This window comes from Pseudomonas triticicola (assembly GCF_019145375.1).
Taxonomy (GTDB): domain Bacteria; phylum Pseudomonadota; class Gammaproteobacteria; order Pseudomonadales; family Pseudomonadaceae; genus Aquipseudomonas; species Aquipseudomonas triticicola.
In genome coordinates this window covers 517729-541477 of record NZ_JAHSTX010000001.1, presented here as the reverse complement: position 1 = coordinate 541477, position 23749 = coordinate 517729, and the positions used below count along the sequence as shown (strand labels likewise).

Below are 23749 nucleotides of genomic sequence, written 5' to 3'. Positions count from 1 at the left end.
GCTCTGATAAATCAGAACGCGGAAATCAGGAACCCTGCGATGCCCCATTGGCTGGTCATAGATCTGGAAGCCACCACAGACGAGGGTGGCTGGCCGGTCACGGAAATGGAAATTATCGAGATCGGTGCGACCCTGGTCGACCGCGCCGGGCGCGAGCAGGATCACTTCCAGCGCTTCGTCAAACCGACCCGCCGGCCATTGCTGACGCCATTCTGTCGGGAGCTGACGCACATCAGCCAGGCCAATATCGATTCGGCGCAACCGCTGAGCGACGTCTGGCCAGCCTTTGAGCGTTGGCTGGCACAGCATCAGGCTCGCCTTGACGGCTGGGCCAGTTGGGGCGGTTACGATCGCCAGCAGTTGCTGCAGGAGTGGCAGCGCCTGCACATCGACAGCGGCCTGAGCAAAGTCCCGCACATGAACCTCAAACAGCGCTTCGCCAAGGCCCGCCGCCTGGAACGACCGCTGGGGCTCAACGCCGCGTTGCAACTGGCGGGCATGCAGTTCAACGGCCAACAACATCGCGCGCTGGAAGATGCCCGCAATACTGCACGGTTGTTGCCATTGGTTCTGCCGCTATAGGCGCGTGACGGCGCGAAAAGCCTTGTGCATACTGGCCGCCCCCTTTTAAGCCCTTTTCGAGGAATCCGCCCATGTTTAAAGTCAACGAGTACTTCGACGGCACCGTCAAGTCGATCGCCTTTGGCACCGCTGAAGGTCCGGCGACCATTGGCGTCATGGCCCCGGGCGAATACGAATTCGGCACCAGCCAGCGCGAGATCATGCACGTGGTGTCCGGCGCGCTGAGCGTAAAACTGCCAGACAGCAGCGACTGGGAAACCTTCGCCGCCGGCAGCCAGTTCAACGTCCCGGCCAACAGCAAGTTCCAGCTGAAAGTCGAAGTGGATACCGCTTACCTGTGCGAATACCGCGGCTGATCCCGCCGGTTTCACAGCGCAAAAAAATGCCCGTGTCCAAAAGACCCGGGCATTTTTCGTTTCAGCGACAACCTATTCGAGGATTTCCACCGGCATGCCGACTTCCAGGCGGCCTTTGCCGTCGTTGACCAGATTCTGTCCGAACATCGCGCCATCGGCGGTTGAGCGATGTTTCTGTAACGTCGCGAACGGCTCGCGATCGGCGCTGCGCTCACCGGTTTGCGGGTCGACAGTGGTCATGATGCAACGCGCGCACGGCTTGACCACGCGAAACTCGATATCGCCGATGCGAATACGTTTCCAGTTGTCCTCGGCGTAAGGTGCGCTGCCTTCGATGACCAGATTCGGGCGAAAGCGCAGCATCTCCAGCTCTCGCCCTACCGCTTCCGAGAGCGCCAGCCGCGAGGCTTCGCCGATCAGCAGCAATGGATAACCGTCGGCGAACGCCACTTGATCGTCATCCTTGCCGAAACCCGCTTGCGTGGTACGTGCCCGCTCCAGCGGCATCTGCACCAGGCGTGTCGGCTTGCCGAGGAAGTCGCTGACAAACCGCGCGGCTTGATCACCGGCGTCCGGCACCCGCAGGGTGTCACGCCAGATCGTCACACCGCGCAGCTCGGCGTCGGCAGCGGGCAGCGCGACTTCGATAGCACCCTGCTCTGGAGCGCTGAGGGTCAGACCGCCGCCGGCATTCCATAACGCCGACAACTGACTCATCTTCGCTTCGGCACGCTGGGTCAGAAAGCGCCCGCTGGCCTCGTCCACCAGCATCCAGCGTCGGTCGCCCGCCAGCCCGAGCTTGTCCAGCTCAATGCTTTGCAGGATTTCGCCCTTGCCGGATTTCAACGGGTAACGATAAAGCGCGCTCAGACGCAGCATGGCCAGCTCCCTGATGGAAAAACGCCACCCTATACGAGCTTCAATACCGAATCAAAGCCGTCATTAATGTAAATGCACTTCTGTGGGAGCGAGCCTGCTCGCGAAGAGGCCGGCACATTCACCATCGATGTGTCAGACCCTGCGCTTTCGCGAGCAGGCTCGCTCCCACAGGAAGCAAAATGTGCGTGTTTCAGGCCGGCACGGCGTCGAGCATCAGACGCTGGCGCACCACGTCGACCAGTTTGTCCGGCTGGAATTTGGAAAGGAAGTTGTCGCAGCCGACCTTCTTCACCATTGAGTCGTTGAAACTGCCCGATAGCGAGGTGTGCAGTACGACGTACAGGCCACGCAGGCGAGGGTCGTTGCGGATCTCCGTGGTCAGGCGATAACCGTCCATTTCCGGCATTTCCGCGTCGGTGAAAATCATCAGCAGTTTGTCGGTCATGTGCACGCCGGTATCGGCCCAGGCCTTGAGCATGTTCAAGGCTTTCAGACCGTCGCTGGCAATGTGCATTTTCACCCCGAGCTGTCCGAGGGTATCGCGCAATTGCGAGAGCGCTACATTGGAGTCGTCCACCAGCAAGACTTCGCGGCCACGGGCGCGCTCCAGTACCGGATCGTCGAGTTTCTCGCGCGAGACCTTGGCGTTGTACGGGACGATTTCAGCGAGGACTTTCTCGACGTCGATGATCTCCACCAGTTGATCGTCGACCTTGCTGATCGCGGTCAGATAATGCTGACGGCCAGCACTGGTCGGCGGCGGCAGAATGGCTTCCCAGTTCATGTTGACGATGCGGTCGACACCGCCGACGAGGAAGGCCTGCACCGAACGGTTGTATTCGGTGACGATGATCGTGCTGTTCGGGCCCGGCACCAGTGGGCGCATGCCGATTGCCTGGGACAGGTCGATCACCGGCAGGGTCTGCCCGCGCAGATTGACCACGCCGCAGACGAAAGGATGACGCTGCGGCATCAGGGTCAGCTTGGGCAACTGCAGCACTTCCTGAACCTTGAACACGTTGATCGCGAACAGCTGGCGTCCGGCCAGGCGAAACATGAGGATTTCCAGGCGATTCTCACCCACCAGTTGCGTGCGTTGGTCTACCGTGTCGAGAATGCCGGCCATCAATGACTCCTGGGCTTGTTCTGATGAATTCACTATGGGTGTTTATCGGCTGCATTCAGCTAATCTTGATTGCTGTAAAGCGCGCCGCTAAAAATGCCACAAACGGCCATTGATGTCACACTGACATCATGCTTTACTGGCAATCGTGATTTCATCTGCTAGATTCATTGCGGCGCGACCTCGGTTTGCACGTTAGGTTCCCGCGCCTAAGGGATTCCCCTAGGATCAATCAGGCCCAACCTGATATTCGCCATTTCCAATAGCCATTACTGTGACGCCATTCTCATTGCATGAACGGAGTCAGGCTATTGTGTGCGATCGCAATTCAGTGGCAACCCACCCTCTGGAACCCCTCGGTCCGTGCACCTGCACCGCCGGGCGCGATCTGCCGACGATTCACGATCGTCGCCACACACGGCCATCCGTCAACCAACACGACGTGGTGGAGATGAACATGCCAATCGACCGTAAAGACTGGGCGCAACGCTTCCCCGAATTTCTGGTCGAGGCCGAAACGCTTCTCGCCAAGTCCGAAGAATGCCTGAGCCATCTGCAACTGATCAGCAATGACAAGGATGCCATCGACTGCATGCTCGGCACTCTGCTGAAGCTGGCGGGCCGCGCCGAAGCCTTGGCACTGGAAGCAATCTCCGAGTTTTCCCTGCACATCTACAGTCTGCTCAATCTGACCCAGGATCGCGTCGACCTGCACGAACAGGCACTCGATGCCTTGCGAGACTGTTTCACCCTGATGGCATGGCAGCTTGAGCTGGTCGACCACAAGACCGGGCAGCTGACTCTGGATAAAAGTGAACAGACAGATCTGCTCGAAGCCTTCGCCGCACAAATGGGCCAATCCTCGTTCGAGCCGAAGGTGGTGAGCAAACGTTTGCTCTCTTCGCCCTTTACCGCGCGCCAGGCTTGAGCCTGTCAGTCGCAATATTGTCGTAAATGAATAGTTCGTGCCTGAAAGCGACAATCCGGGGCAAATAATCAGCCCGACCAACGGTTAATTTCCAAGTGCCCGCATCAGGGTTTCCCTGTGTGGACCCAGCGGCACTTCCCGGTACATCGAAGTGGCCCAAATACAACAACTCAAACTTTTCCAATATGGAACTTGCGTCCACGATCCGCTATTTCCTGACTGAATGGACATATATAGCACCCGCGACCAACGGTATGTTAAGTGGTATTATGCCGCCGGTTAGTTGCCTGCCGGTTAATGGCATACTGACTTCAGTGTTACCTTTTCGATGTTATTGCGAGTCAATGATCGCTTAATGAATGCGGTTTGAATCAATAACATAAATGACAGTATTTCCACACAGAGATCTGCCAGTCACCGGTCGGTCTGCCCGCAGCGAACATCCATTGGCTCCATCCGTTATGTACGCCAGTCTCAAGTCACTTATCACATGGCCACCCTCGCGGGAAAACGCCCGGCGCTTCACACTTGTCCTGTGTGTTCTGGCGACCTTGGGCAGTCTGCTGGCGTATGTTGTTTCCGCACGCCTTCCTTTGGGATTGCTGGCGCTCGACATCGCCGCCACCGCGTGCGTCTGGGTGCAATATCGCTTGTCACGCAAATCGATCAAGTTTCAGCCACAAGAGTTGGCTGATCGACTTCTGCAAGTTCAGGAAAACGAGCGTCATCGCCTCAGCCGTGAATTGCACGACGATATCGGCCAGTTGCTCACTGCCGCCAAGCTGCAAAGTGACTGGCTCAAACGCCGCCTGCCGGAGGATCTGCAGGAACAATGCAAGGTGCTCTGCGACACGCTGGATGAAACCCTGAACAAGGTGCGTGACGTCTCGGCGATTCTCAATCCACGTCAATTGACCAGCCTGGGCCTAGAAGCCAGCCTGCGTGCGCACTTGCTCAAGACACTGGCCAACACGCCGGTCAACTGGAGTCTCGATTGCCAGCAACGGCTCAACGGCATCCCCGAGGAAATGGCCGTCGCCGCGTTTCGCATCGCCCAGGAAGCGGTGACCAACATCCTGCGCCACGCACAGGCAAAAAACCTGTTGATTCGGGTACAGCGATTGCCGCAAGGTCTGACGCTGTTGATCAGTGATGACGGCCTGGGTTTTGCCCCGGCGGCCGACCCGGCCAGAGAAGGCCAACGCGGCATGGCCGGAATGGCCGAGCGTATCGAACAGTTGGGCGGCACATTGAGCGTTATCAGCGAGCCGGGCAAAGGTACTCGAATCGAAGCACTTTTCCCCTGGGCGCCGCGAGCGCTCGAACGGGCCAGTACGAATAAGGTTATGCGTTGACTTGTAACTTACTTCTGGTGGATGACCACTCGCTGATCAGAGCCGGCGTGCGCGCTCTGGTACTGGATATTCCCGGTTACGCGGTAATCGGCGAAGCCAGTGATGGTTCGCAATTGCTTGAAATGGTCGAGCAACTGAGCCCGGACATCGTATTGCTGGACATCTCGATGAGAGAAACCGGTGGCCTGGAAGCGCTGCAACGCCTCAAGCGCGTGCGGCCGCAGAGCAAAGTGCTGATCCTGTCGATGCACACCGATCCGGCACTGATCATGCAGGCGCTGGAGTCCGGTGCCCATGGCTACCTGCTCAAGGACACCACCGCAACCGAACTCGAGCATGCGCTGGAGGCCCTGCGCAACAACGAGCGCTACCTCAGCCCGGCCATTGCTCATACGGTGATCAATCAGGCACTGACGCGAAACCAGAAGAGCCAGCCGGACGTCGCCGATTCGCACAATCTGACCGCGCGCCAGCTGGAAATCCTTCGCCTGATCGTGCGCGGCAAATCGACCCGGGAAATCGCCAACGGCCTGGGCTTGAGCGTCAAGACCGTTGAAACCCACCGCGCACAGATCATGAAGCGCTTGCAGATCTATGACGTGGCGGGCTTGGTGCTGTTCGCCGTGCGTGAGCAGATCATCAGTCTTGATGACTGATTGAGGGCTGTTGGCCCAATAACGGCGAGTCCTTTGGCAGGTGCACCTGCAACGCTGCAGGTTTCGCAACAAATCGCAGACTGTCGCCCTCCAGCGGCTCGCCATCGAGATTGATGCTCAGCCCTTCGGCGACCTTGATCTCGACCCACGGCAATCGCGCCCGCACGAACATGTTGTCGAGGCCGAAGCCCTCGCTCAGCAGATTCTTCAGCGTGCCGACCAGTTCTTGCGGTGCCGGCAGGATACTGATGTCCAGCAAACCATCGTCGACTTGCGCCTCGGGGCACAGCACATGGCCGCCACCCGCCTGCCGGCCGTTACCGATGCCCAGCGCCAGCAGCTCACCCTGCCAATGAAAGTCCGGCCCCTGCAACTCGCCATAAGCGGCATGCAGCTCGCTGAACCGGGTCAGGCCGGTAAACAGATAAGCGGCGCCGCCCAAGACCTTTTTCAAGTCTTCCGAAGTATTGGCGGTCACCTGGCTACCGAAACCGCCGGTCGCCATGTTGAGGAAAATCTGCCCGCCCACTTCGCCCAAGTCGATATCCGAGGGCTGAACGTCCAGTAGCTCAAGGGCTTCGGCAGGCTCCAGCGAAATACCGGCGGCACGGGAAAAATCGTTGGCGGTCCCCAATGGGAGCAAGACGAGGCTGGCTTTTTTCGGGTGCTGAGCCAGCGCTTCGGCGATATCACGCAAGGTGCCATCGCCACCGCCAGCGATGATTTTCGTGTAACCCGCTGCCAGCGCTTCTTCAACCAGACGCTGGGCGTCGCCGGCTTCCCAGGTCACTCGCACCGCAAGCTCCCAGCCTTGCTCGCGCCTGGCTTCGACGGCAGCGCGGACATCCTCGTTGAGTGCCTGTTTGCCATGCAGGATCAGCAGTGCCCGGCGTTCACTCATAACGTCACTCCAAGAATTGAATCGGTTGAAACATCTTGACCACTGCGCGCCTCGAAAAAGCCACGGGAATGGCAATTAATTCCTCTTCCAACAGCAGGTGTCCTACACAGCGGTATTTTTTCTTACGAAACAAGAGGAATCGGCTTAATTGACCCCGCCCACCCCATGGGTCACCGTGTGCCGGCAGCATCAACCTTTAACCCAATAACACAAGGATGTGCCGGTAATGAACGGATACCCCGCGATTTATTTTCATGAATCGAGCAATGGAAGAACCAGCAAGCGTGCAGTTGATACGATCGGCGAGAACTTCCATGCACAACCATGAAACCAAGACACCGGTGAGCCCGGTCGCCGCTCTTGCCGAAAGTCGTGCCAGCAAGAAGCCAGACTTCTGTAACAGCGCCAAGACCCCTGGAGAGTTTGATATGGAACCCCGAGTCAGCGAGCTGGAGACTCACTTCAAATACATGCGCCGCGATATGGACGAAGTGCTCAATGATGTCCGGACGATCAAACACCGTCTGGCGTATTCGGCGGGTGCCACCGCTGTCATCCTCGGACTGCTGGGCTGGGTGGCCAACAGCCGATTCGACCAGTTGGTGACGTTGATCAGCAACTGACCGAATCAATTGTTGCACGCGCCGTGCTTACCCGCCGACGCGTGCATGGGCAAGATGGGCTACCCCAGCAGGTCACTGAGGGGAATGAAGCTCACTTCATCACCCTCGCTCAGCGTGCGGCCCTCTCGGACTTCCACCAACCCGTCGGCCCACGCGGCGCTGCGCAGCACACCCGAACTCTGGTTGCGATAAATGATTGCGCGGCCCTGCTCCAGACGCCCGCGCAGATATTCTCGGCGGTTGCCGGCCACCGGCCAGACAAAGCCTGCTGGCACTGCAAACTTGAGCGGTTCGACGGCTTGCACACCCAGGCGACGCAAAAGATAAGGCCGCGTCAGCAGGGCGAACGTCACCAGCGTGGAGGCGGGATTGCCGGGCAGGCCAATCACCGGCACGTTGCGAAAATGGCCGAACGTCAACGGCTTCCCGGGCTTGATGGCCAGCTTCCACAGGGCCAACTCGCCTTCTTCACGCAGGGCAATGCCGAGGAAATCCGCCTCACCGACCGAGACACCGCCGGTAGACAGAATCAGATCGACATTTTGCAGCTCGCCCAACCGCGCCCGCGTGGTGGGCAGATCATCCGGGAGAATTCCGCCATCAATGACTTCGCAGCCCAGACGCTGCAGCCAACTGCACAGAAGCACGCGGTTGCTGTTGTAGATCTGGCCCGGACCCAATGCCTGGCCGGGTTCAACCAGCTCGTCGCCGGTGGACAAAACAGCGACGCGAGGTTTGCGCACGACATTGAGGCCGGCACAGCCAAGCGAAGCAGCCAGGCCCTGCTCAATCGGTCCGAGCCGGGTGCCAGCTTGCAGCACCAATTCGCCGACCGTAGTTTCCTGGCCCTGCGGACGAATGTTCTGCCCGGCCTTTAAAGGCTCGAGGAAGCGCACTCGGCCGTCGGCCTGAACTTCAGCGTTTTCCTGCATCTCGACACAGTCGGCGCCCGGCGGCAGCGGTGCCCCGGTGAAGATGCGTGCGCAGGTGCCTGGCTCCAAAGGTTGTGGAGATTGCCCGGCGAAGACCTTTTGACTGACCGGCAGCGGCTCGCCTTGCCAATCCGCCAGGTTCAAGGCGTAGCCGTCCATGGCGCTGTTCGGCCACGGCGGCAGATCCAGTGTCGAGATCAGATCTTCCGCCAGCACCCGCCCTTCGACTTGAGCCAGCGGCAAGTGCTCGCGCTCGACAATGCGCGACGCATCGGCCATGGCCAGCAAACGCTCGAGCGCCGTTTCGACAGGCAGCAAACTGCCGGTCTTGCCCGGCTTACCCACGGGATTCACAAGGCGCCGCCTGCTTCAGGTGGGTGACGAAGTTGCACGGACGATGACGAGCGTCCAGTTGCTCAGCGAGGATGCCATCCCAGCCGGTGCGCACCGCATTGGTCGAACCCGGCAGGCAGCACACCAGCGTGCCGTTGGCCAGACCAGCCAAGGCCCGGGACTGCACAGTCGAAGTGCCGATATCGGCCACGGAGATCTGGCGGAACAGTTCGCCGAACCCGTCGACCTGCTTGTCGAGCAGGCATGCCACCGCTTCCGGCGTGCTGTCACGCCCGGTGAAGCCGGTGCCGCCGGTGATCAGCACGACCTGAACCACATCGTCGGCAATCCAGTTGGCGACTTGCGCACGAATTTTGTAGAGATCATCTCTAAGCAGAACGCGCTCGGCCAGCGCGTGGCCGGCCGCGATCAAGCGGTCAACGAAGACCTGGCCGGACGTATCGGTTTCCAGGGTCCGGGTGTCGCTGACAGTCAGCACCGCAATATTGAGCGGCACGAAAGGTACATCAGCCTTGGCTTTCATAGGCTCTTCCAGTTGTAGGGGAGACAGCCCGGTGTTATATCACAGCGGCCCATTTTTCCGCCGCCCCTCTGGAGAGTCGTCATGCCGTCGAACAGTCAATTGCCGCCCTGCTCCGTCCTGCTTCTGGCGGGTGGACGCGGCCAGCGCATGGGCGGTCAGGACAAGGGGCTTATTGAGTGGCTGGGCGAGCCTTTGATAGCGCATCTGCAGCGCAAGGTACGGCCGTTGACCGACGATCTGATCATCTCGTGCAACCGCAATCGCGAGCGTTATGCCGGGTTTGCCGATCAGTTGGTGATGGATGATGAAGGCGATTTCCCCGGGCCGCTGGCCGGTATTCGTGCCGGGCTGAAAGCGGCGCGCCATGCGCATCTGCTGGTGTTGCCATGTGATGTGCCGCGAATCGACAAGGCCTTGCTCGAAGACATGCTGATGACTGCCGATCTGCAACGTGAAAAACCTTTAATGTTGCGCCACGGCGAGCACTGGGAACCGCTGCTGTGCGTGATTCCCGTGGCGCTGTTGCCGGCATTCGAAGCAGCCTGGAATGCAGGCGAGCGCAGCCCGGGTCGGGTGATGCGCAGCCTCGGTGCCGTTGCATTGCAATGTCCTGACAACGACCCGCGACTGGCCAACCTCAACACCCCGGAATTGTTACATCTGCACAACACTGTGTCAGACTGACACCATGCAAGGAACTCTCACGCCTTGTTTACGTCTCAAGCTCAGTAACCAGAAGATTTCCCATTCGGAGACACACTCATGACTCAACGGACCCTCGCCACTTTCATGCTCGCACTGGGCCTGGCAACCCTCGCCGGTTGCTCCTCGCCGACAGTGATCACCTTGAATGACGGTCGCGAAATCCAGGCCGTCGACACCCCGAAATACGATGATGATTCGGGCTTCTACGAGTTCCAGCAGCTGGACGGCAAAGAGACCCGCATCAACAAGGATCAGGTTCGTACCGTCAAAGAGCTGTAAGGCTCCGCGTCGTTACCGGATACAGAAAAGCCCGCATGGTCATGCGGGCTTTTTCATGGGCGCTCGGAAAGCAGTTTCAGCATTACCACTGCAAGGTGATTTGACTCTCGAACTCCCGTAATTCACCGGTCACCGGGTCAATGAAGCGCAGGCCTTGTGCAAGCAGCTTCAACGGGTTGGCGTAATCGTCCTCGACATCTTTCAACACAGTCGGATAAAACGGATCGTTGCAAATACTCGCGCCCAGCGCCGTCATGTGCACCCGCAACTGATGCTTTTTGCCGGTCACGGGATACAGACCATAGCGCCACAGATCACCATTCTTCTCACGCACCTCGACCGCCGTTTCGGTGTTGCTGGCTCCAAACCCTTCTTGCATGCGGAAAAACGGCTCGCCATCGACCAAACGGCTCTTGTGCACCAAAGGGAAATTCAGCTCGGGCAACGCCGGGGCAATCGCTTCGTAGCGCTTGTCGATCTGCCGGGTCGGAAACAATGACTGATAGGCCGAGCGGGTCTGCGGATTGGCCGAGAAGATCACCAGCCCTGCGGTGTGCCGGTCAATGCGGTGCAGCGGCACCAGATGCGGATTGTCCAGCCGACGGATCAACCGGCGCAGCAGGGTTTGTTCGACATACTCCCCGGCCGGGGTGACTGGCAGAAAGTGAGGTTTGTCGGCCACCACCAGATGTTCATCGGCGTAGAGAATCGACTCGAGCACCGGGATCGGTTTCTCGTCCGGCACTTCGCGAAAATAATGAATGCGCAAACCTTCCTTGTACCGCAGGTCCAGCGCAATCGGCTGGCCCTGAGCATCCAGCACCCTACCCCGAGCAATGCGGTCGAGCCACTGTTCGCGGCCGATGGCACTGAAGTGCTCGCACAGGCAATCGAGTACCGTCAGCCAGGGACCGGGCGGCAGATACAAGGTGCTGGCCTGATTGTGCGCAGCGGAAAATACGGGGCTGGTCATACGAAACAGAATTCCTCAATGCAGGCCGGCATTATCCAACAGTGAGGCAAAGCCACCTAGCGCAGTTTGATCAGGCCGGAATCGACTTGAGGGCGGCCGCTTCGGTGAACTCCTTCAGCCAGCGCAAGACATCGACCGCCTCCCAGCGACCCGGATCGTACAAGGCATACAGCAGGCCCTGATAACCGACCACATCCAGCTGCTTGTGATAACCGGCGCGCTGAAACAGGGCTTCGATCTCGGCAAAGCAGGTGTTGAAATGCAGCTTGTTGAACGGCGTCTTGCCTTCCGTGACCAGCCCGTCCAGGCGCAATTCGAGGACGGCCTCGCGCACCACGTCGACCGACATCCGGTTAACGCTGCTCTTCAACTGTTCGACATTGACCACGGTTCATCCCTCTGACTCGATTGCTGTATGGACATACAGTAACCGAAGAAGTCAGCGAGCGCCAACGCAAGGATGTATTGCTGCGACCAGCGGAAGGATCAAGGCAAAATCAACAGCCTAAAAATGCCACCACCTGGTCGGCGCTGAAGGGCCAATCCAGCTCCGCGCCAGTGTCAACGCGCCGCAGTACCGGGATGCGCAAGCCGTATTTTTCGAACCACGATTCGTCGTCGGCAATGTCCACCAGTTCTACCAGCAGACCATGCTCGACGAAGGGCATCAGCTCGGCTTCGGCGACTTCACACAGATGACACCCGAGGGTGCCGAACAGCTGACATTCTGGAGGCATGACGGCGTTACCGGAAAACAGGTGAGCCCATTCTAGGACGCCGCCGAACCCTCGTCGACCCGGCGCCGCCCAAAGGCCCGAACGCTGCCGGCGCAAAATCCTGACGCAAATCATTCAGCGCAAATTGCAAATGCGTCATCCTCGCGGACTTTTTGCCTCTACGCTTCAGAGGCCAACGCCCTGACAGCGGAGTGTCCCGTGTTTGCAAATCTGTTGATCATCCTCGCCTCATCCCTGGTGGTGATTGCCCTGTTCCGGCGCCTGCGACTGCCGCCGGTGCTGGGTTACCTGTGCGTGGGATTACTGGTCGGGCCGAACGCTTTCGACTGGGTCAACGAGAGCGAACATCTGCCGGATGTCGCCGAGCTGGGCGTGGTGTTTCTGCTGTTTTCGCTAGGCCTGGAGTTCTCCCTGTCGAAGATGATTGCGCTGCGTCAGGTGGTGTTTCGCCTCGGCAGTCAGCAAGTGCTCATCAGCACAGCCTTGCTCGGCACACTGTTGATGGGCCTGGGCATGCCGCTGATGCCGGCGCTGTTGCTCGGTGCAGGGTTATCGCTGTCATCCACGGCGATCGTGACCAAGGAGCTGGGCAGTCTTGGTGAAGTATTCAGCAGCCACGGCCAGAACGCGGTCGGCGTGTTGCTGTTTCAGGACGTTGTCGCGGTATTGCTGCTGACACTGGTGCCAGTGTTCGCCGGGAACAGCGAGCAGCCCTGGTACTGGGCCTTGCCGTTGACCCTGGGCAAAACCGTGGTGCTGTTCTTCGGCCTGCTGCTCGCCAGTCGCTGGTTATTGCCACGGCTGTTTCATGAGGTGGCGGCTTCGCGCTCTGCGGAGCTGTTCGTCCTGCTGGCGCTGGTGATCGTGCTGCTGACAGCCTGGCTCACGCATTTGTTGGGGCTGTCGCCTGCACTCGGCGCTTTCCTCGCCGGCATGTTGCTCGGGGAAAGCCATTACCGGCACCAGATCGAAGCTGATATCCGGCCCTTTCGCGACATTCTGCTCGGCGTGTTCTTCGTCAGCATCGGCATGCTGATCGACCTGCAACTGTTCGTCAGTCACAGCCTGTTGATCATCGGTCTGACGCTGGGCCTGATGCTGATCAAAGGCATCGTGGTCGCGCTGCTGGTGAAGTGGCGCGGCAGTGACAGCGAAACCGCATGGCGCAGCGGTCTCGCCTTGGCCCAGGGTGGCGAATTCTGTTTTGCCTTGATGGCGCAGATGCAGCAGAACAGCCTGTTGCCGGCCGAGCCGGGTGCGCTGCTGCTCGCGGCAACGTTCTGTTCGATGCTGCTCACGCCACTGCTGTTGCGTGCGGCGCCGCGCATCGCCGCCGTGCTGCACCGCAAGCCCAATCAGGAAGCGCAGATCGAACAGATCAGCGCGCTCAACGCCGACCTCGACCAGCACGTGGTGATCTGCGGCTACGGGCGCGTCGGCCAGTCCATCGGCCGCTTCATGGGCAACGCCGGGCAAGCCTATGTTGCGCTGGACAACGATCCGGTGCGGGTGCAGGAAGCCGCATCTGCGGAAAGCGACGTACATTACGGCGACTCGGCGCGTGGCGATCTGCTTGTTGCGGTAGGCCTGTTGCGCGCCAGGCTATTGGTGATTGCCGTGGATCAAAGCGATGTGGCCTTGCGCATTCTGCGCGAGGCCCGGCGACTCAACCGACAGGTGCCGATTCTGGTACGCACCCGTGACGACAGCCAATCGGCGGAACTCAGAGCCGCCGGCGCCACCGAGGTGGTGCCGGAGCTTTTGGAGTCGAGCCTGATGCTCGCTTCACATGCGCTGATCATGCTCGGCCTGCCCGCGCACAAAGTGCAGGAGAAGGTCGATCAGGTGCGCATCGATCGCTATCGCCTCCTGCACGGCTTCTACCCCGGAGCCAATGATGAGGAAATCTAATCCTGACTCACCGCGCCGATCTTGTGCAGCGACAGGTCGGCGCCGTAATACTCTTGTTCCTGACTCAGGCGCAGCCCATGCAATGCCTTGATCGCGCCGTAGACAACGAAGCCGCCGACCAGCGCGACCGCGACGCCAAGCGCAGTGCCGATCAACTGGCTGATCAGGCTGACGCCGCCCAGGCCACCCAGCGCAGACTGACCGAAGATGCCGCAGGCAATCCCGCCCCACACGCCACACAAACCATGCAGCGGCCATACGCCCAGCACATCGTCGATGCGCCATTTGACTTGCGCTGCGGTAAAGCACCAGACAAACAAGGCTCCGGCGATCGCGCCCGTCACCAGCGCACCGACCGGATGCATCAGATCGGAGCCGGCGCAAATCGCCACCAGACCGGCCAGCGGGCCGTTGTGCAGAAAGCCCGGGTCATTGCGCCCGACGATCAACGCCGCGACGGTACCGCCAACCATGGCCATCAGCGAGTTGACCGCGACCAGGCCACTGACGCCTTGCAGGGTCTGTGCGCTCATCACGTTGAAGCCGAACCAGCCGACAATCAGGATCCACGAGCCCAGTGCGAGAAACGGAATGCTCGACGGCGCGAACGCGACCAGGCGTCCATCGCGATAGCGGCCATTGCGCGGGCCGAGCAGCAGAACAGCGGCCAACGCCAGCCAACCGCCCACGGCATGCACCACCACCGAGCCGGCGAAATCATGGAATGCCGCGCCAAACTGCGCCGCCAGCCAGCCTTGCAAGCCGAAGTTGCCGTTCCAGATCAGGCCCTCGAAAAACGGATAGATAAACGCAACGATCAGCGCCGTCGCGCACAACTGCGGGACGAAACGCGCACGTTCGGCAATGCCGCCGGAAATGATCGCCGGGATGGCGGCTGCGAAGGTCAGCAGAAAGAAAAATTTCACCAGGCCATAACCATGGTCAGCCGTGAGCACCGCTGCCGGTTGCATGAAGGTGACGCCATAGGAGATCCAATAGCCTATAAAGAAATAGGCCAGGGTCGACACGGCAAAGTCGCTGAGGATTTTCGCCAGTGCATTGACCTGGTTCTTCTGCCGGACCGTGCCGACCTCCAGAAAGGCGAAACCGGCGTGCATCGCCAGTACCATCACCGCACCGATCAGAATGAACAACGTGTTGGAGCTGTGAACCAGCGTGTCCACAGCGCTTTGCAGATTTTCCATGAGGAGGCAGACCCAAGGCTAAAAGGCACCAAAGCGGTTCATGCGGGCATTTCATGCACCAAATTACGACTCACCAGTCATTCAACGGCAGGGTCGATGAACTGATTTGGCGCATGAATCGATGTCCGAACACGAACCGCCGGCAAATGAATTAGAGTTTTTCTGCTAGGACGCCCGGCAACAGCGCACATACGCCGAGCGACGCACCACGACACAGCAAAAGTTGTACCAGGCATTTGCACTGAACCTTCGCGCAAGGCTCATACTCGAACGCTTCAAAGCCACCTACGGAGATCCACCCATGGCCAGCATCAAGGCAAAGACTGCTCAAGAAATCCTGATGAACGACTTCCAGACTCTGGTTGCCGACACCGAACGCCTGCTCGAGCACACCAAGACCCTCGCTGGTGATCAGGCCGATGAGCTGCGTGCCCAGATTCACGACAGCCTGCTGCGTGCCCGGGAAACCCTGAAAGTGACTGAAGACACCCTGCGCGAACGCGGTCAGGCGGCGGTCACCGCTACTGAAGACTATGTATCGGCCAACCCATGGCAGTCGGTGGGCATCGCTGCCGGCGTCGGCTTTCTGATCGGCCTGCTGGCAACTCGGCGCTGATCATGTCGATCGGTGAATCCGGCCCGACTACGGGCACCGCCTCCTCCACGCGTCGCCTCGGCGCTGCCGTTCTGGGCCTGCTGCACAGTCATGTCGAGCTGTTCGGCATCGAATTGCAGGAGCAGAAATCACGCACCGTCAGCCTGCTGCTGTTCGCCGGCCTGGCGCTGGTGTTTGCCCTGTTGTTGCTGGTAGGTCTGTCGACGCTGGTGATGATCATCTTCTGGGACACCTACCGCCTGGCAGCGATCATCGGCCTGTGCGTGTTTTACACGCTGGCGTCGATCTTCTGCGGCCTGCGCCTCAAAGCGGCGATTTTCGATGAGTCCTCGCCTTTCCACGGCACGCTCGAAGAGCTGGCCAACGACCGGGAGCGCCTGCTGCCATGAGCCTGCCTGAACTTCCGCACAACAGCTCGCGCCGGGAAATGCGCAAGGCACTGATCCGCCTGCGCATGGAAATGCATCGTCAGGAAATCCGCCACGAGACCGCGCAAGTGTTGCAACCGTTACAGCGCATGCGTGGCATGAAGCAGAACGTGCAGGACGGTTTCGGCATCAAGCACGCGCCGTTGTGGGGCGTGGCGGCGGTGACGCTGCTGGGTTTCCTCACCGGCAAAGGCTCGAAACGCAGCAGTGGTGGCGGTTTGACGCGACTGCTGCGTCTGGGCACGACGCTTGGGCCGCTGATCAGACTGGTCATGCACAGCTCGGGCAAACGCTGAAGCGCCCATCTGGCTACATTCTTGCAATAGCGCCGGGATGAATCTCCTTATCGGGAGATTCCATCCCGCGTGCCTATCCGGTAAGCGCGGCCAAACCAAAAACAAGATTAAGGACTTGCCGTGATCGACGGGCAACCGCTCGCCTGTTTTCAGCCTTTCATCGATACCGCCACCGGCCGCATCGCAGGCGTCGAGGCATTGGGTCGCCTGCGTCAGAGCGATGGTCAACTGACCTCGGTCGGGCCATTGTTCGCCGATCCGCGCACGCCGGCCACCGCTTTGCGCCGTCTCGATCGGCAGATCCGTGACCACGCCCTCAGCCGCCTGCATGAAGCGCCGGCGGAGTGGTTTCTCAGCCTGAACATGTCGCCACGCTGGATCAGTCGCCTGCGGGCCGATCAAGCGCTGCCAAGCCTCAAGCAATTGGCACGACACGAGGTTGATCCGCAGCGCATCGTTTTCGAAATCACCGAACTGGGCGGTAACAGCGAACGCCTGGCCCACGTGGTCGGGCGCTACCGTGACGCAGGGGCAAGAATCGCCATCGACGATTTCGGCGCTGGATATTCGCAGCTGGATCGGGTGTTGGCCCTGCAACCGGACATTCTCAAGCTCGATATGCGCCTGTTCCAAGCAGCGGCCCTTGGCGGGCCGAGCAGCGATGTGGTCAAAGCGCTCGCGCAGATGGCCGAGAAAACCGGCTGCTGGATCATCGCCGAAGGCGTCGAAACCGAAGCGCAGCTGAATTTCGCCTTGGAATGCGGTTCGCGCTACGTGCAGGGTTTTCTCTTCGCCCGGGCGCAGGAAGAGTTCTTCGCTACGGATGCCTTCGTCGCGCATTTCGCGCAATTGCGGCAACGCTACGTGAAGCAGAAACTCAGCGAGCGCGGGCGGCTGATGCAAATGCGTCAGCAGCTCAGCGAGCTGATGGCGATTCTGCAGCAATGGGCGCAGGCCCGCGCCCCGCTCAGTGCATTGCCGCAATTGCAGGCGTTTCCCTGGCTGCTGCGCTTTTATCAGTGCGATCGCCACGGCACGCAACTGACGCCCAACCTCGAATGGCGCCATGACGGCTGGTTTGCCGATGACCGCTATCTGGGGCACAACTGGTCGTGGCGACCGTACTTCTATCATCTGCTGGCCGAAGGCTGGGAAGAACGCCGCCTGACCTTGTCCAACACCTATCGCGATGCCACCACCAACCAGTATTGCCTGACTGCGGGGCAGTTTTTCGATAACGGCGAACGGCTGTTGCTGATCGATATCGATGCGGCGGGTCTGTAGTTCCGCTTGCAGGCGCGCAGCCGAACCGGGAAGCTAGGGCGATCAGTCACCAGACGGAGAGAATCAGCCTTGGATTGGCCAACCCTGCTCAACCGCGAACGCCTCGGCAAGCCGCTGCACAGCCCGCAAGAACTCGGCCGCAGCCCTTTTCACAAAGACCATGACCGCATCATTTTCTCCGGGGCCTTCCGCCGCCTCGGGCGCAAGACCCAAGTGCATCCGGTCACCAGCAACGATCACATTCACACGCGCCTGACCCATTCGCTGGAAGTCAGTTGTGTCGGCCGTTCGCTGGGCATGCGTGTCGGTGAAACCTTGCGCAGCGCGCTGCCAGACTGGTGCGACCCGGCCGACCTCGGCATGGTCGTGCAATCGGCTTGCCTGGCGCATGACATCGGCAACCCGCCGTTCGGCCATTCCGGCGAAGACGCCATTCGCCACTGGTTCCAGCAAGCCGCCGGGCGTGGCTGGCTGGACGGCATGAGCGAGGCCGAGCGCGGTGACTTTCTCAACTTCGAAGGCAACGCCCAGGGCTTTCGCGTGCTGACGCAGCTGGAATATCACCAGTTCGACGGCGGCACACGCCTGACCTACGCGACGCTGGGGACATACCTGAAGTACCCGTGGACCGCGCGCCACGCCGACTCCCTCGGCTACAAGAAACACAAGTTCGGCTGCTATCAGAGCGAACTGCCATTGCTCGAACAAATCGCGCACAAACTCGGTCTGCCGCAAATCGAAGACCAGCGCTGGGCACGCCATCCACTGGTTTATCTGATGGAGGCAGCCGACGACATCTGCTATGCGCTGATCGATCTTGAGGATGGTCTGGAGATGGAGCTGCTGGAGTACGCCGAAGTCGAGTCGCTGCTGCTCGGCCTGGTCGGTGACGACTTGCCGGAAACCTATCGCCAGCTCGGCCCGCAGGATTCCCGGCGGCGCAAACTGGCGATCCTGCGCGGCAAGGCCATCGAGCATTTGACCAACGCGGCGGCGCGGGCGTTTGTCGAACAGCAGGACGCCCTGCTGGCCGGCACGCTGCATGGCGATCTGGTCGAGCACATGCACGGGCCGGCGAAGCGCTGCGTGTTGAACGCCAAGGACATCGCGCGCAAGAAAATCTTTCAGGACAAGCGCAAGACCCTGCATGAGATCGGCGCGTACACGACGCTGGAGATCCTGCTCAATTCGTTCTGCGGCGCCGCGCTGGAGCAGCACAACGGTCGCACGCCGTCGTTCAAGAGCCGCCGGATTCTCGATCTGCTCGGCAACAATGCGCCGGATCCGCAGGGTTCGCTGCACAGTTCGTTTCTGCGCATGATCGACTTCATCGCCGGCATGACCGACAGTTACGCCAGTGACATGGCACTGGAAATGACCGGGCGTTCAAGTCATTGATCGTCTTGCATCAGCCGGCCATTGGTCTGGCCGGCTGAATGCCAGGTAAGTGTCCTCGCCACGAACGATATATGCGTTTTTCAAACTGGTCAGGTAGATTGCGCTGACTCAGGCATCCAAACAAAACAAACTGCACTTGTTAAACACAACTTTAAACACCAGTAAATAATTGGAGATCAATATTGGCTCTTGGATAATTTCCATCTTCGGCGAATCGAACGCCCGTGCTTCCTTACGGCAATCCTAATTTCAACGTAGTCCCTTTCCTCATTACGCGTAGGATTAATCCGATAACGTAGTCGCGACACTACCAGTCCATGCGAGTGCTCACGCATCTGAGCTAAGGTGCGCGCTTTATTCATGCTTGCATGGGACTCTATTTATGAACTCCGTTTTTATTGTGGACGATCATCCGGTCATCCGCCTCGCCGTGCGAATGCTCCTGGAACATGAAGGCTACAAGGTCGTCGGTGAGACCGATAACGGTGTCGATGCCATGCAGATGGTCCGTGAATGCATGCCCGACCTGGTCATTCTCGATATCAGCATCCCCAAGCTGGACGGCCTCGAAGTACTGGCCCGCTTCAACACCATGGGTTCCAATTTCAAGATTCTGATTCTGACGGCGCAGTGTCCTACGCTGTTCGGTATCCGCTGCATGCAATCCGGTGCATCGGGATATGTCTGCAAGCAGGAAGACTTGAGCGAATTGGTCAGTGCAATCAAAGCGGTACTTTCCGGTTATAACTATTTCCCCAGTCAAGCGCTTAATCCGGTGCGCGCCGACGACACTCGATACGCTGAACTTGAACTGTTCAAATCCGTCAATGACCGCGAACTGATGGTATTGCAGTTATTTGCTCAGGGACGTACCAACAAGGAAATAGCCAAGGGCATGTTTCTGAGCAACAAGACCGTCAGCACTTATAAAAAGCGTCTGATGCAAAAACTCAAAGCCAGATCCCTTGTAGAACTTATCGAGATGGCCAAACGTAACGCACTCGTGTGAGACTCCGCATGCCCAGCCGTGTAAAGGACTACCTGATTGCCTTGAGCGCTGTTCTGTACCTGAGCGCCAATGCCCTCGCCGCGCCAAGCGCTTCACCGGACTATGCATTGCTCAGCCGCTCGGCCACCGAGGCCGTTCAGACTGTCCTGCAGCCGTCACAACGGCAATGGCTGCAGACTCGCAGCGAACTGAAACTGGGTACCTCCGCACCTGATTACCCGCCATTCGACATGACCGTCAGTGGCCAGGACTACGAGGGACTGACCGCCGATTACGCAGGGATTCTCGGTCAGGCCACCGGTTTGCCGATTCGCGTGCAACGCTTTCCCTCCCGCGAGGCTGCAATCCGCGCCTTGATCGATGGCCAGATCGACCTGCTTGGCACAGCCAATGGCTACGAAGCAGGCAATGCCAACCTCGCGCTTTCCAGACCCTATGCGGTCGATCAGCCGGTACTGGTAACCCGCGAGGACGAAACCCGCTCGCTGACCGAAGGCCTCGCCGGCCTGCGCCTGAGCATGGTGTATCACTATTTGCCGCTTCCGGAGATCAAGGCGCTGTATCCCAAAGCGCTGATCACCTGCTATCCGTCCTATCAGAACGCTATCAACGCGGTGGCCTTCGACCAGGCCGATGTGTTTCTCGGCGACACCCTCTCCACCCATTACATGATCAACAAGGGCTATCTCAACAACGTCCGTATGGCCAACTTCGGCAAGCAGGAAGCCCATGGCTTCAGCTTCGCCGTGCGGCGCAGCAATCCGCAGCTGCTGGGCATCATCGACACGGTGCTCGCAGCGATCCCGAGCAGTCAGCGCGACGACATCGCCAAGCGCTGGAGCGCCGGCAGCGACCTGCTGCTCACTGACAGAAAACTGCAGCTGACAGATCGTGAGGAAAACTGGCTCAAGCAGCATCCCGTCGTCAGCGTGGTGGTCAATGAAGCTTACGCACCGTTGACCTTCTTCGACAGCGCCGGCAATTTCCGCGGCATCAGTGCCGACCTGCTCGAGCTGATCCGCTTGCGTACCGGCCTGCGTTTCGAGATTCAGCGCAGCCGCAACGATGCGGAAATGATCAGGCAGATCGACAACCACAAGGCCGATCTGATTGCCGCCCTGCTGCCCAGCGCCGAACGTGAAAAAAACCTGAGTTTCAGTCGCCCGTATCTGGAAAATTCCTACGTGCTGCTGACCCGCAAAAGCGCCGACAGCCCGACCAATCTGGGCCAACTCAAAGGCAAGCGTCTGGCGATCGCCCAAGGCAATCCGCTGGTCGCCTACTTGCATGAGAATTTTCCGGGCATCGAACTGATCGAAACCCCCGACACGTTCAGCGCCGTGTCGATGCTCGCCGACAACCATGTCGACGGTGCGGTGAACTCGCTGGTGATCGCCAACTATTTCATCTCATCGCGCATATTCGATCGGCCACTGCAAATCACCACCACGATCGGCACCAGTCAGGCAGCCTTCTCGCTGGCGACCGCACGTGACAACACCGAACTGGCCTCGATCATCAACAAGGCACTGCTGAGCATCGCTCCCGAGGAGCTCGGGGTGATCAACGGCCGCTGGCGCGGTTACTCCACGGCATCACAGAACATCTGGCAAAACTACCAGCGCCTGTTCTATCAAGTAGTCGCGGCCGCCGGCCTGATTCTGCTGCTGTTGTTGACCTGGAACGCCTACATGCGCCACCAGATCAAGCAACGCCAGGCTGCCGAACGAGCGCTGAACGATCAACTGGAGTTCATGCGCTCGCTGGTCAACGGCACGCCGCACCCGATCTACGTGCGAGATCGCCAGGGTCTGCTGCAAAGTTGCAACGACAGTTATCTCGAAGCGTTCAACGCCAGACGCGAGGACATCATCGGCAAAGGCGTGATGCAGGGCACCCTGAGCAACGCTTGCGAGGCCGAGGCATTCCAGGCCGATTACCAGAGAGTCATTGCCGAAGGCATTCCGTTGATCCTCGACCGGCCCCTGCACATCGGCAACCGCCGTTTGACGATTTACCACTGGATTCTTCCCTATCGCGACTCCAGCGGTGACGTTCAAGGGATTATCGGCGGCTGGATAGACATCAGTGAACGCCGCCAATTGTTTGAAAAACTGCGTGCAGCCAAAGAACAGGCGGACGAGGCGAACCGGGCCAAAAGTACCTTCCTGGCAACCATGAGCCATGAGATCCGTACACCGATGAACGCCGTAATCGGCATGCTCGAACTGACCCTGCGACGCATCGATCCGCAGCATCCCGATCGCGCATCGATCGACACGGCCTACCATTCGGCCAAGGATCTGCTCGGGCTGATCGGCGATATCCTCGACATTGCCCGCATTGAGTCGGGACGTCTGAGCCTCTCGCCGGAATGGATCAATCTGGTCGACACGGTGACCTCCGTTGCGCGTATCTTCGCCGGCCTCGCGCGGCAGAAAAACCTTGCCTTGCAAGTCGTCTTCAACCCGCCGCACCCGGCTGTGGATGTGCATCTGGATCCGCTGCGCTTCAAGCAGGTGCTGTCCAACCTGGTCAGCAACGCTATCAAGTTCACCGAAAGCGGCCACGTGCGGATCACCCTCGACCTGATCCCGGCAGATGCTGCTGGGCGAACATTGATGCAACTGACCGTGCAGGACAGCGGCTCAGGCATCAGCGCCGAAGATCAACAGCGCTTGTTCGAGCCGTTCTCGCAGGCGGACAACGGCAGTAGGCAGGCAAAAAACGGCGCCGGCCTCGGGCTGGTGATCAGTCGCAACCTGTGCGAAATGATGGGCGGACAACTGCAGTTGAGCAGCCAGCCCGGCATCGGCACTCAGGTGTGCATATCGCTGCCGCTGGACAGCCTGCCGGCAAAGGCGAATCCGCCGAAAAGCGAACCGTTGATCAAGCCTGCGACAACGCCGTTACATGTCCTGGTTGTCGACGATCATCCGGCCAACCGTTTGCTCATGTGTCAGCAATTGGAGTTTCTCGGTCATCGCTTCAGCATTGCCGAAGATGGCTGCAGCGGCCTCGAACGGTGGAAGGCCGATCATTTCGATCTGGTGATCGTCGATTGCAACATGCCCTTGATGAACGACTATGACATGACCCGTGGGATTCGCCAGCTTGAACTGCAAAACCATCGCCAGCCGTGCACCGTGCTGGGTTTCACCGCCAATGCCCAGCCGGAAGAAGTCCAGCGCTGCAAGCTCGCCGGCATGAACGACTGCCTGTTCAAACCGTTGAGTCTGACCCTGCTCGGACAGTGGATCGACAGCATCACGCCGGCATCACCGGCCTCGGTGTTCGACCTGCAAAGTCTGAGCTTGCTGACCGGTAACAACCCGGCGCAGACCCGACGCATGCTGATGGAACTGCTCAAGAGCAGCCGCCTCGACCGCGAGGAACTGCTCAGGCTGTCGCCCGAGGATGATCGCGAAGCGCTGGCAGTGGTTGCGCACAAGATCAAGGGCGCAGCACGCATCGCGCAGGCCTCGCGGCTGATTGAATGTTGTGATGAGCTTGAGGCCGCTTGCGAGCAAGCGCTCGCGCCACAGGAGATGGCGCGTCGCTGGGCGGCAACCAGCCAGGCGATGCTCGAACTGGCGCAGGCCCTGCAGCAGCAATTGACCCTGGCCGATCAAGGCACAGTCAGCGAGTCTTAACTATGCTTGGACGCTGAGCAGTGAGTTAAACATTCATGGAGAG

Annotated in this window: 25 protein-coding genes; 16 read left to right on the top strand and 9 right to left on the bottom strand. The window is 59.5% G+C overall.

The annotated features are described in order from the left end of the window. Positions 1–39 precede the first annotated feature (39 nt). Both KVG85_RS02500 and ppnP read left to right on the top strand, forming a co-directional pair. Positions 40–582: a 3'-5' exonuclease gene (locus tag KVG85_RS02500; RefSeq protein ID WP_122691521.1), complete on the top strand. Its 543-nt coding sequence runs from the start codon at positions 40–42 to the stop codon at positions 580–582. Positions 583–653: 71 nt separating this feature from the next. Then, complete coding sequence (gene ppnP / locus KVG85_RS02495; RefSeq protein WP_024013687.1) at positions 654–938, top strand: pyrimidine/purine nucleoside phosphorylase; 285 nt, start codon at positions 654–656, stop codon at positions 936–938. A gap of 72 nt (positions 939–1010) precedes the next feature. Here the strand turns inward: ppnP and KVG85_RS02490 are convergent, their stop codons facing one another. Both KVG85_RS02490 and KVG85_RS02485 read right to left on the bottom strand, forming a co-directional pair. Further along, positions 1011–1817, bottom strand: coding sequence for an MOSC domain-containing protein (locus KVG85_RS02490; protein ID WP_217862890.1), 807 nt, complete (start codon positions 1815–1817; stop codon positions 1011–1013). Between the two features lie 190 nt (positions 1818–2007). Continuing rightward, a complete protein-coding gene (locus tag KVG85_RS02485) occupies positions 2008–2943 on the bottom strand; it encodes a chemotaxis protein CheV (RefSeq protein WP_016770829.1) in 936 nt (311 codons plus the stop codon). Between the two features lie 454 nt (positions 2944–3397). Between KVG85_RS02485 and KVG85_RS02480 the strand changes: the two genes are divergently transcribed. The 3 genes from KVG85_RS02480 (at position 3398) to KVG85_RS02470 (ending at position 5879) form a co-directional block, all read left to right on the top strand. Further along, positions 3398–3868 carry a hypothetical protein gene (locus KVG85_RS02480; protein ID WP_073472559.1) on the top strand — a complete coding sequence of 157 codons (471 nt, stop codon included), beginning with the start codon at positions 3398–3400 and terminating at the stop codon, positions 3866–3868. Positions 3869–4329: 461 nt separating this feature from the next. Next, positions 4330–5223: a sensor histidine kinase gene (locus KVG85_RS02475; protein ID WP_122507494.1), complete on the top strand. Its 894-nt coding sequence runs from the start codon at positions 4330–4332 to the stop codon at positions 5221–5223. After that, positions 5220–5879 (top strand): response regulator, encoded by a 660-nt coding sequence (locus KVG85_RS02470; protein ID WP_016770832.1) that lies wholly within the window; start codon positions 5220–5222, stop codon positions 5877–5879. The genes KVG85_RS02475 and KVG85_RS02470 overlap by 4 nt, the downstream gene beginning before the upstream one ends. On the opposite strand, the gene yegS is transcribed toward KVG85_RS02470, so the two are convergent. Then, positions 5863–6780 carry a lipid kinase YegS gene (gene yegS / locus KVG85_RS02465; protein WP_217862889.1) on the bottom strand — a complete coding sequence of 306 codons (918 nt, stop codon included), beginning with the start codon at positions 6778–6780 and terminating at the stop codon, positions 5863–5865. The two genes, KVG85_RS02470 and yegS, sit on opposite strands and share 17 nt — an antisense overlap. A 314-nt stretch (positions 6781–7094) precedes the next feature. Here yegS and KVG85_RS02460 point away from each other — a divergent pair, with 314 nt between their 5' ends. Continuing rightward, the gene (locus KVG85_RS02460) at positions 7095–7403 is read left to right on the top strand and encodes a hypothetical protein (protein ID WP_217862888.1); all 309 of its coding nucleotides are present in this window, start codon (positions 7095–7097) and stop codon (positions 7401–7403) included. Between the two features lie 59 nt (positions 7404–7462). Here KVG85_RS02460 and KVG85_RS02455 read toward each other — a convergent pair whose 3' ends face one another. Together KVG85_RS02455 and moaB are read right to left on the bottom strand one after the other, a co-directional pair. After that, a complete protein-coding gene (locus KVG85_RS02455) occupies positions 7463–8689 on the bottom strand; it encodes a molybdopterin molybdotransferase MoeA (RefSeq protein WP_130927529.1) in 1227 nt (408 codons plus the stop codon). Next, positions 8673–9212, bottom strand: coding sequence for a molybdenum cofactor biosynthesis protein B (gene moaB, locus KVG85_RS02450; RefSeq protein WP_217862887.1), 540 nt, complete (start codon positions 9210–9212; stop codon positions 8673–8675). The genes KVG85_RS02455 and moaB overlap by 17 nt, the downstream gene beginning before the upstream one ends. Before the next feature lie 81 nt (positions 9213–9293). On the opposite strand from moaB, the gene mobA reads away from it, so the two are divergent. Together mobA and KVG85_RS02440 are read left to right on the top strand one after the other, a co-directional pair. After that, positions 9294–9896 (top strand): molybdenum cofactor guanylyltransferase MobA, encoded by a 603-nt coding sequence (gene mobA / locus KVG85_RS02445; protein ID WP_217862886.1) that lies wholly within the window; start codon positions 9294–9296, stop codon positions 9894–9896. Positions 9897–9974: 78 nt separating this feature from the next. Then, complete coding sequence (locus KVG85_RS02440; RefSeq protein WP_016770600.1) at positions 9975–10196, top strand: YgdI/YgdR family lipoprotein; 222 nt, start codon at positions 9975–9977, stop codon at positions 10194–10196. Positions 10197–10278: 82 nt separating this feature from the next. Here KVG85_RS02440 and KVG85_RS02435 read toward each other — a convergent pair whose 3' ends face one another. The 3 genes from KVG85_RS02435 to KVG85_RS02425 form a co-directional block, all read right to left on the bottom strand. Next, complete coding sequence (locus KVG85_RS02435; protein ID WP_217862885.1) at positions 10279–11169, bottom strand: pseudouridine synthase; 891 nt, start codon at positions 11167–11169, stop codon at positions 10279–10281. A 70-nt stretch (positions 11170–11239) separates the two neighbouring features. After that, positions 11240–11557, bottom strand: a complete 318-nt coding sequence (locus KVG85_RS02430) for a hypothetical protein (protein WP_016770837.1) — start codon at positions 11555–11557, stop codon at positions 11240–11242. 109 nt (positions 11558–11666) lie between these two features. Next, on the bottom strand, positions 11667–11906 hold the full coding sequence (locus tag KVG85_RS02425) for a glutaredoxin family protein (protein ID WP_217862884.1): 240 nt from the start codon (positions 11904–11906) through the stop codon (positions 11667–11669). 198 nt (positions 11907–12104) lie between these two features. Here KVG85_RS02425 and KVG85_RS02420 point away from each other — a divergent pair, with 198 nt between their 5' ends. Then, on the top strand, positions 12105–13817 hold the full coding sequence (locus KVG85_RS02420; protein WP_217862883.1) for a cation:proton antiporter: 1713 nt from the start codon (positions 12105–12107) through the stop codon (positions 13815–13817). Here the strand turns inward: KVG85_RS02420 and KVG85_RS02415 are convergent. Next, positions 13814–15022, bottom strand: coding sequence for an ammonium transporter (locus KVG85_RS02415; protein WP_041478438.1), 1209 nt, complete (start codon positions 15020–15022; stop codon positions 13814–13816). The two genes, KVG85_RS02420 and KVG85_RS02415, sit on opposite strands and share 4 nt — an antisense overlap. A 301-nt stretch (positions 15023–15323) precedes the next feature. Here KVG85_RS02415 and KVG85_RS02410 point away from each other — a divergent pair, with 301 nt between their 5' ends. The 7 genes from KVG85_RS02410 to KVG85_RS02380 all read left to right on the top strand — a co-directional run bounded on the left by KVG85_RS02410 (position 15324) and on the right by KVG85_RS02380 (position 23706). Continuing rightward, positions 15324–15638 (top strand): ElaB/YgaM/YqjD family protein, encoded by a 315-nt coding sequence (locus tag KVG85_RS02410; protein WP_016770842.1) that lies wholly within the window; start codon positions 15324–15326, stop codon positions 15636–15638. A 2-nt stretch (positions 15639–15640) separates the two neighbouring features. Continuing rightward, the gene (locus tag KVG85_RS02405; protein ID WP_016770843.1) at positions 15641–16027 is read left to right on the top strand and encodes a phage holin family protein; all 387 of its coding nucleotides are present in this window, start codon (positions 15641–15643) and stop codon (positions 16025–16027) included. Continuing rightward, on the top strand, positions 16024–16362 hold the full coding sequence (locus tag KVG85_RS02400; RefSeq protein ID WP_016770844.1) for a hypothetical protein: 339 nt from the start codon (positions 16024–16026) through the stop codon (positions 16360–16362). Before KVG85_RS02405 ends, KVG85_RS02400 begins: the two co-directional genes overlap by 4 nt. Positions 16363–16482: 120 nt before the next feature. After that, positions 16483–17646 carry an EAL domain-containing protein gene (locus KVG85_RS02395; RefSeq protein ID WP_217862882.1) on the top strand — a complete coding sequence of 388 codons (1164 nt, stop codon included), beginning with the start codon at positions 16483–16485 and terminating at the stop codon, positions 17644–17646. A 69-nt stretch (positions 17647–17715) separates the two neighbouring features. Then, positions 17716–19044, top strand: a complete 1329-nt coding sequence (locus tag KVG85_RS02390) for a deoxyguanosinetriphosphate triphosphohydrolase (RefSeq protein ID WP_016770846.1) — start codon at positions 17716–17718, stop codon at positions 19042–19044. 382 nt (positions 19045–19426) lie between these two features. Continuing rightward, a complete protein-coding gene (locus tag KVG85_RS02385; protein WP_016770847.1) occupies positions 19427–20053 on the top strand; it encodes a response regulator transcription factor in 627 nt (208 codons plus the stop codon). A gap of 8 nt (positions 20054–20061) precedes the next feature. Beyond that, positions 20062–23706: a transporter substrate-binding domain-containing protein gene (locus tag KVG85_RS02380; RefSeq protein ID WP_217862881.1), complete on the top strand. Its 3645-nt coding sequence runs from the start codon at positions 20062–20064 to the stop codon at positions 23704–23706. Positions 23707–23749 lie beyond the last annotated feature (43 nt).

Coding starts and splice junctions, on each gene's coding strand:
- KVG85_RS02500 (WP_122691521.1), top strand. CDS start 40: ATGCCCCATTGGCTGGTCATAGATCTGGAAGCCACCACAGACGAGGGT.
- ppnP (WP_024013687.1), top strand. CDS start 654: ATGTTTAAAGTCAACGAGTACTTCGACGGCACCGTCAAGTCGATCGCC.
- KVG85_RS02490 (WP_217862890.1), bottom strand. CDS start 1,817: ATGCTGCGTCTGAGCGCGCTTTATCGTTACCCGTTGAAATCCGGCAAG.
- KVG85_RS02485 (WP_016770829.1), bottom strand. CDS start 2,943: ATGGCCGGCATTCTCGACACGGTAGACCAACGCACGCAACTGGTGGGT.
- KVG85_RS02480 (WP_073472559.1), top strand. CDS start 3,398: ATGCCAATCGACCGTAAAGACTGGGCGCAACGCTTCCCCGAATTTCTG.
- KVG85_RS02475 (WP_122507494.1), top strand. CDS start 4,330: ATGTACGCCAGTCTCAAGTCACTTATCACATGGCCACCCTCGCGGGAA.
- yegS (WP_217862889.1), bottom strand. CDS start 6,780: ATGAGTGAACGCCGGGCACTGCTGATCCTGCATGGCAAACAGGCACTC.
- KVG85_RS02460 (WP_217862888.1), top strand. CDS start 7,095: ATGCACAACCATGAAACCAAGACACCGGTGAGCCCGGTCGCCGCTCTT.
- moaB (WP_217862887.1), bottom strand. CDS start 9,212: ATGAAAGCCAAGGCTGATGTACCTTTCGTGCCGCTCAATATTGCGGTG.
- mobA (WP_217862886.1), top strand. CDS start 9,294: ATGCCGTCGAACAGTCAATTGCCGCCCTGCTCCGTCCTGCTTCTGGCG.
- KVG85_RS02440 (WP_016770600.1), top strand. CDS start 9,975: ATGACTCAACGGACCCTCGCCACTTTCATGCTCGCACTGGGCCTGGCA.
- KVG85_RS02435 (WP_217862885.1), bottom strand. CDS start 11,169: ATGACCAGCCCCGTATTTTCCGCTGCGCACAATCAGGCCAGCACCTTG.
- KVG85_RS02425 (WP_217862884.1), bottom strand. CDS start 11,906: ATGCCTCCAGAATGTCAGCTGTTCGGCACCCTCGGGTGTCATCTGTGT.
- KVG85_RS02415 (WP_041478438.1), bottom strand. CDS start 15,022: ATGGAAAATCTGCAAAGCGCTGTGGACACGCTGGTTCACAGCTCCAAC.
- KVG85_RS02410 (WP_016770842.1), top strand. CDS start 15,324: ATGGCCAGCATCAAGGCAAAGACTGCTCAAGAAATCCTGATGAACGAC.
- KVG85_RS02405 (WP_016770843.1), top strand. CDS start 15,641: ATGTCGATCGGTGAATCCGGCCCGACTACGGGCACCGCCTCCTCCACG.
- KVG85_RS02400 (WP_016770844.1), top strand. CDS start 16,024: ATGAGCCTGCCTGAACTTCCGCACAACAGCTCGCGCCGGGAAATGCGC.
- KVG85_RS02385 (WP_016770847.1), top strand. CDS start 19,427: ATGAACTCCGTTTTTATTGTGGACGATCATCCGGTCATCCGCCTCGCC.
- KVG85_RS02380 (WP_217862881.1), top strand. CDS start 20,062: ATGCCCAGCCGTGTAAAGGACTACCTGATTGCCTTGAGCGCTGTTCTG.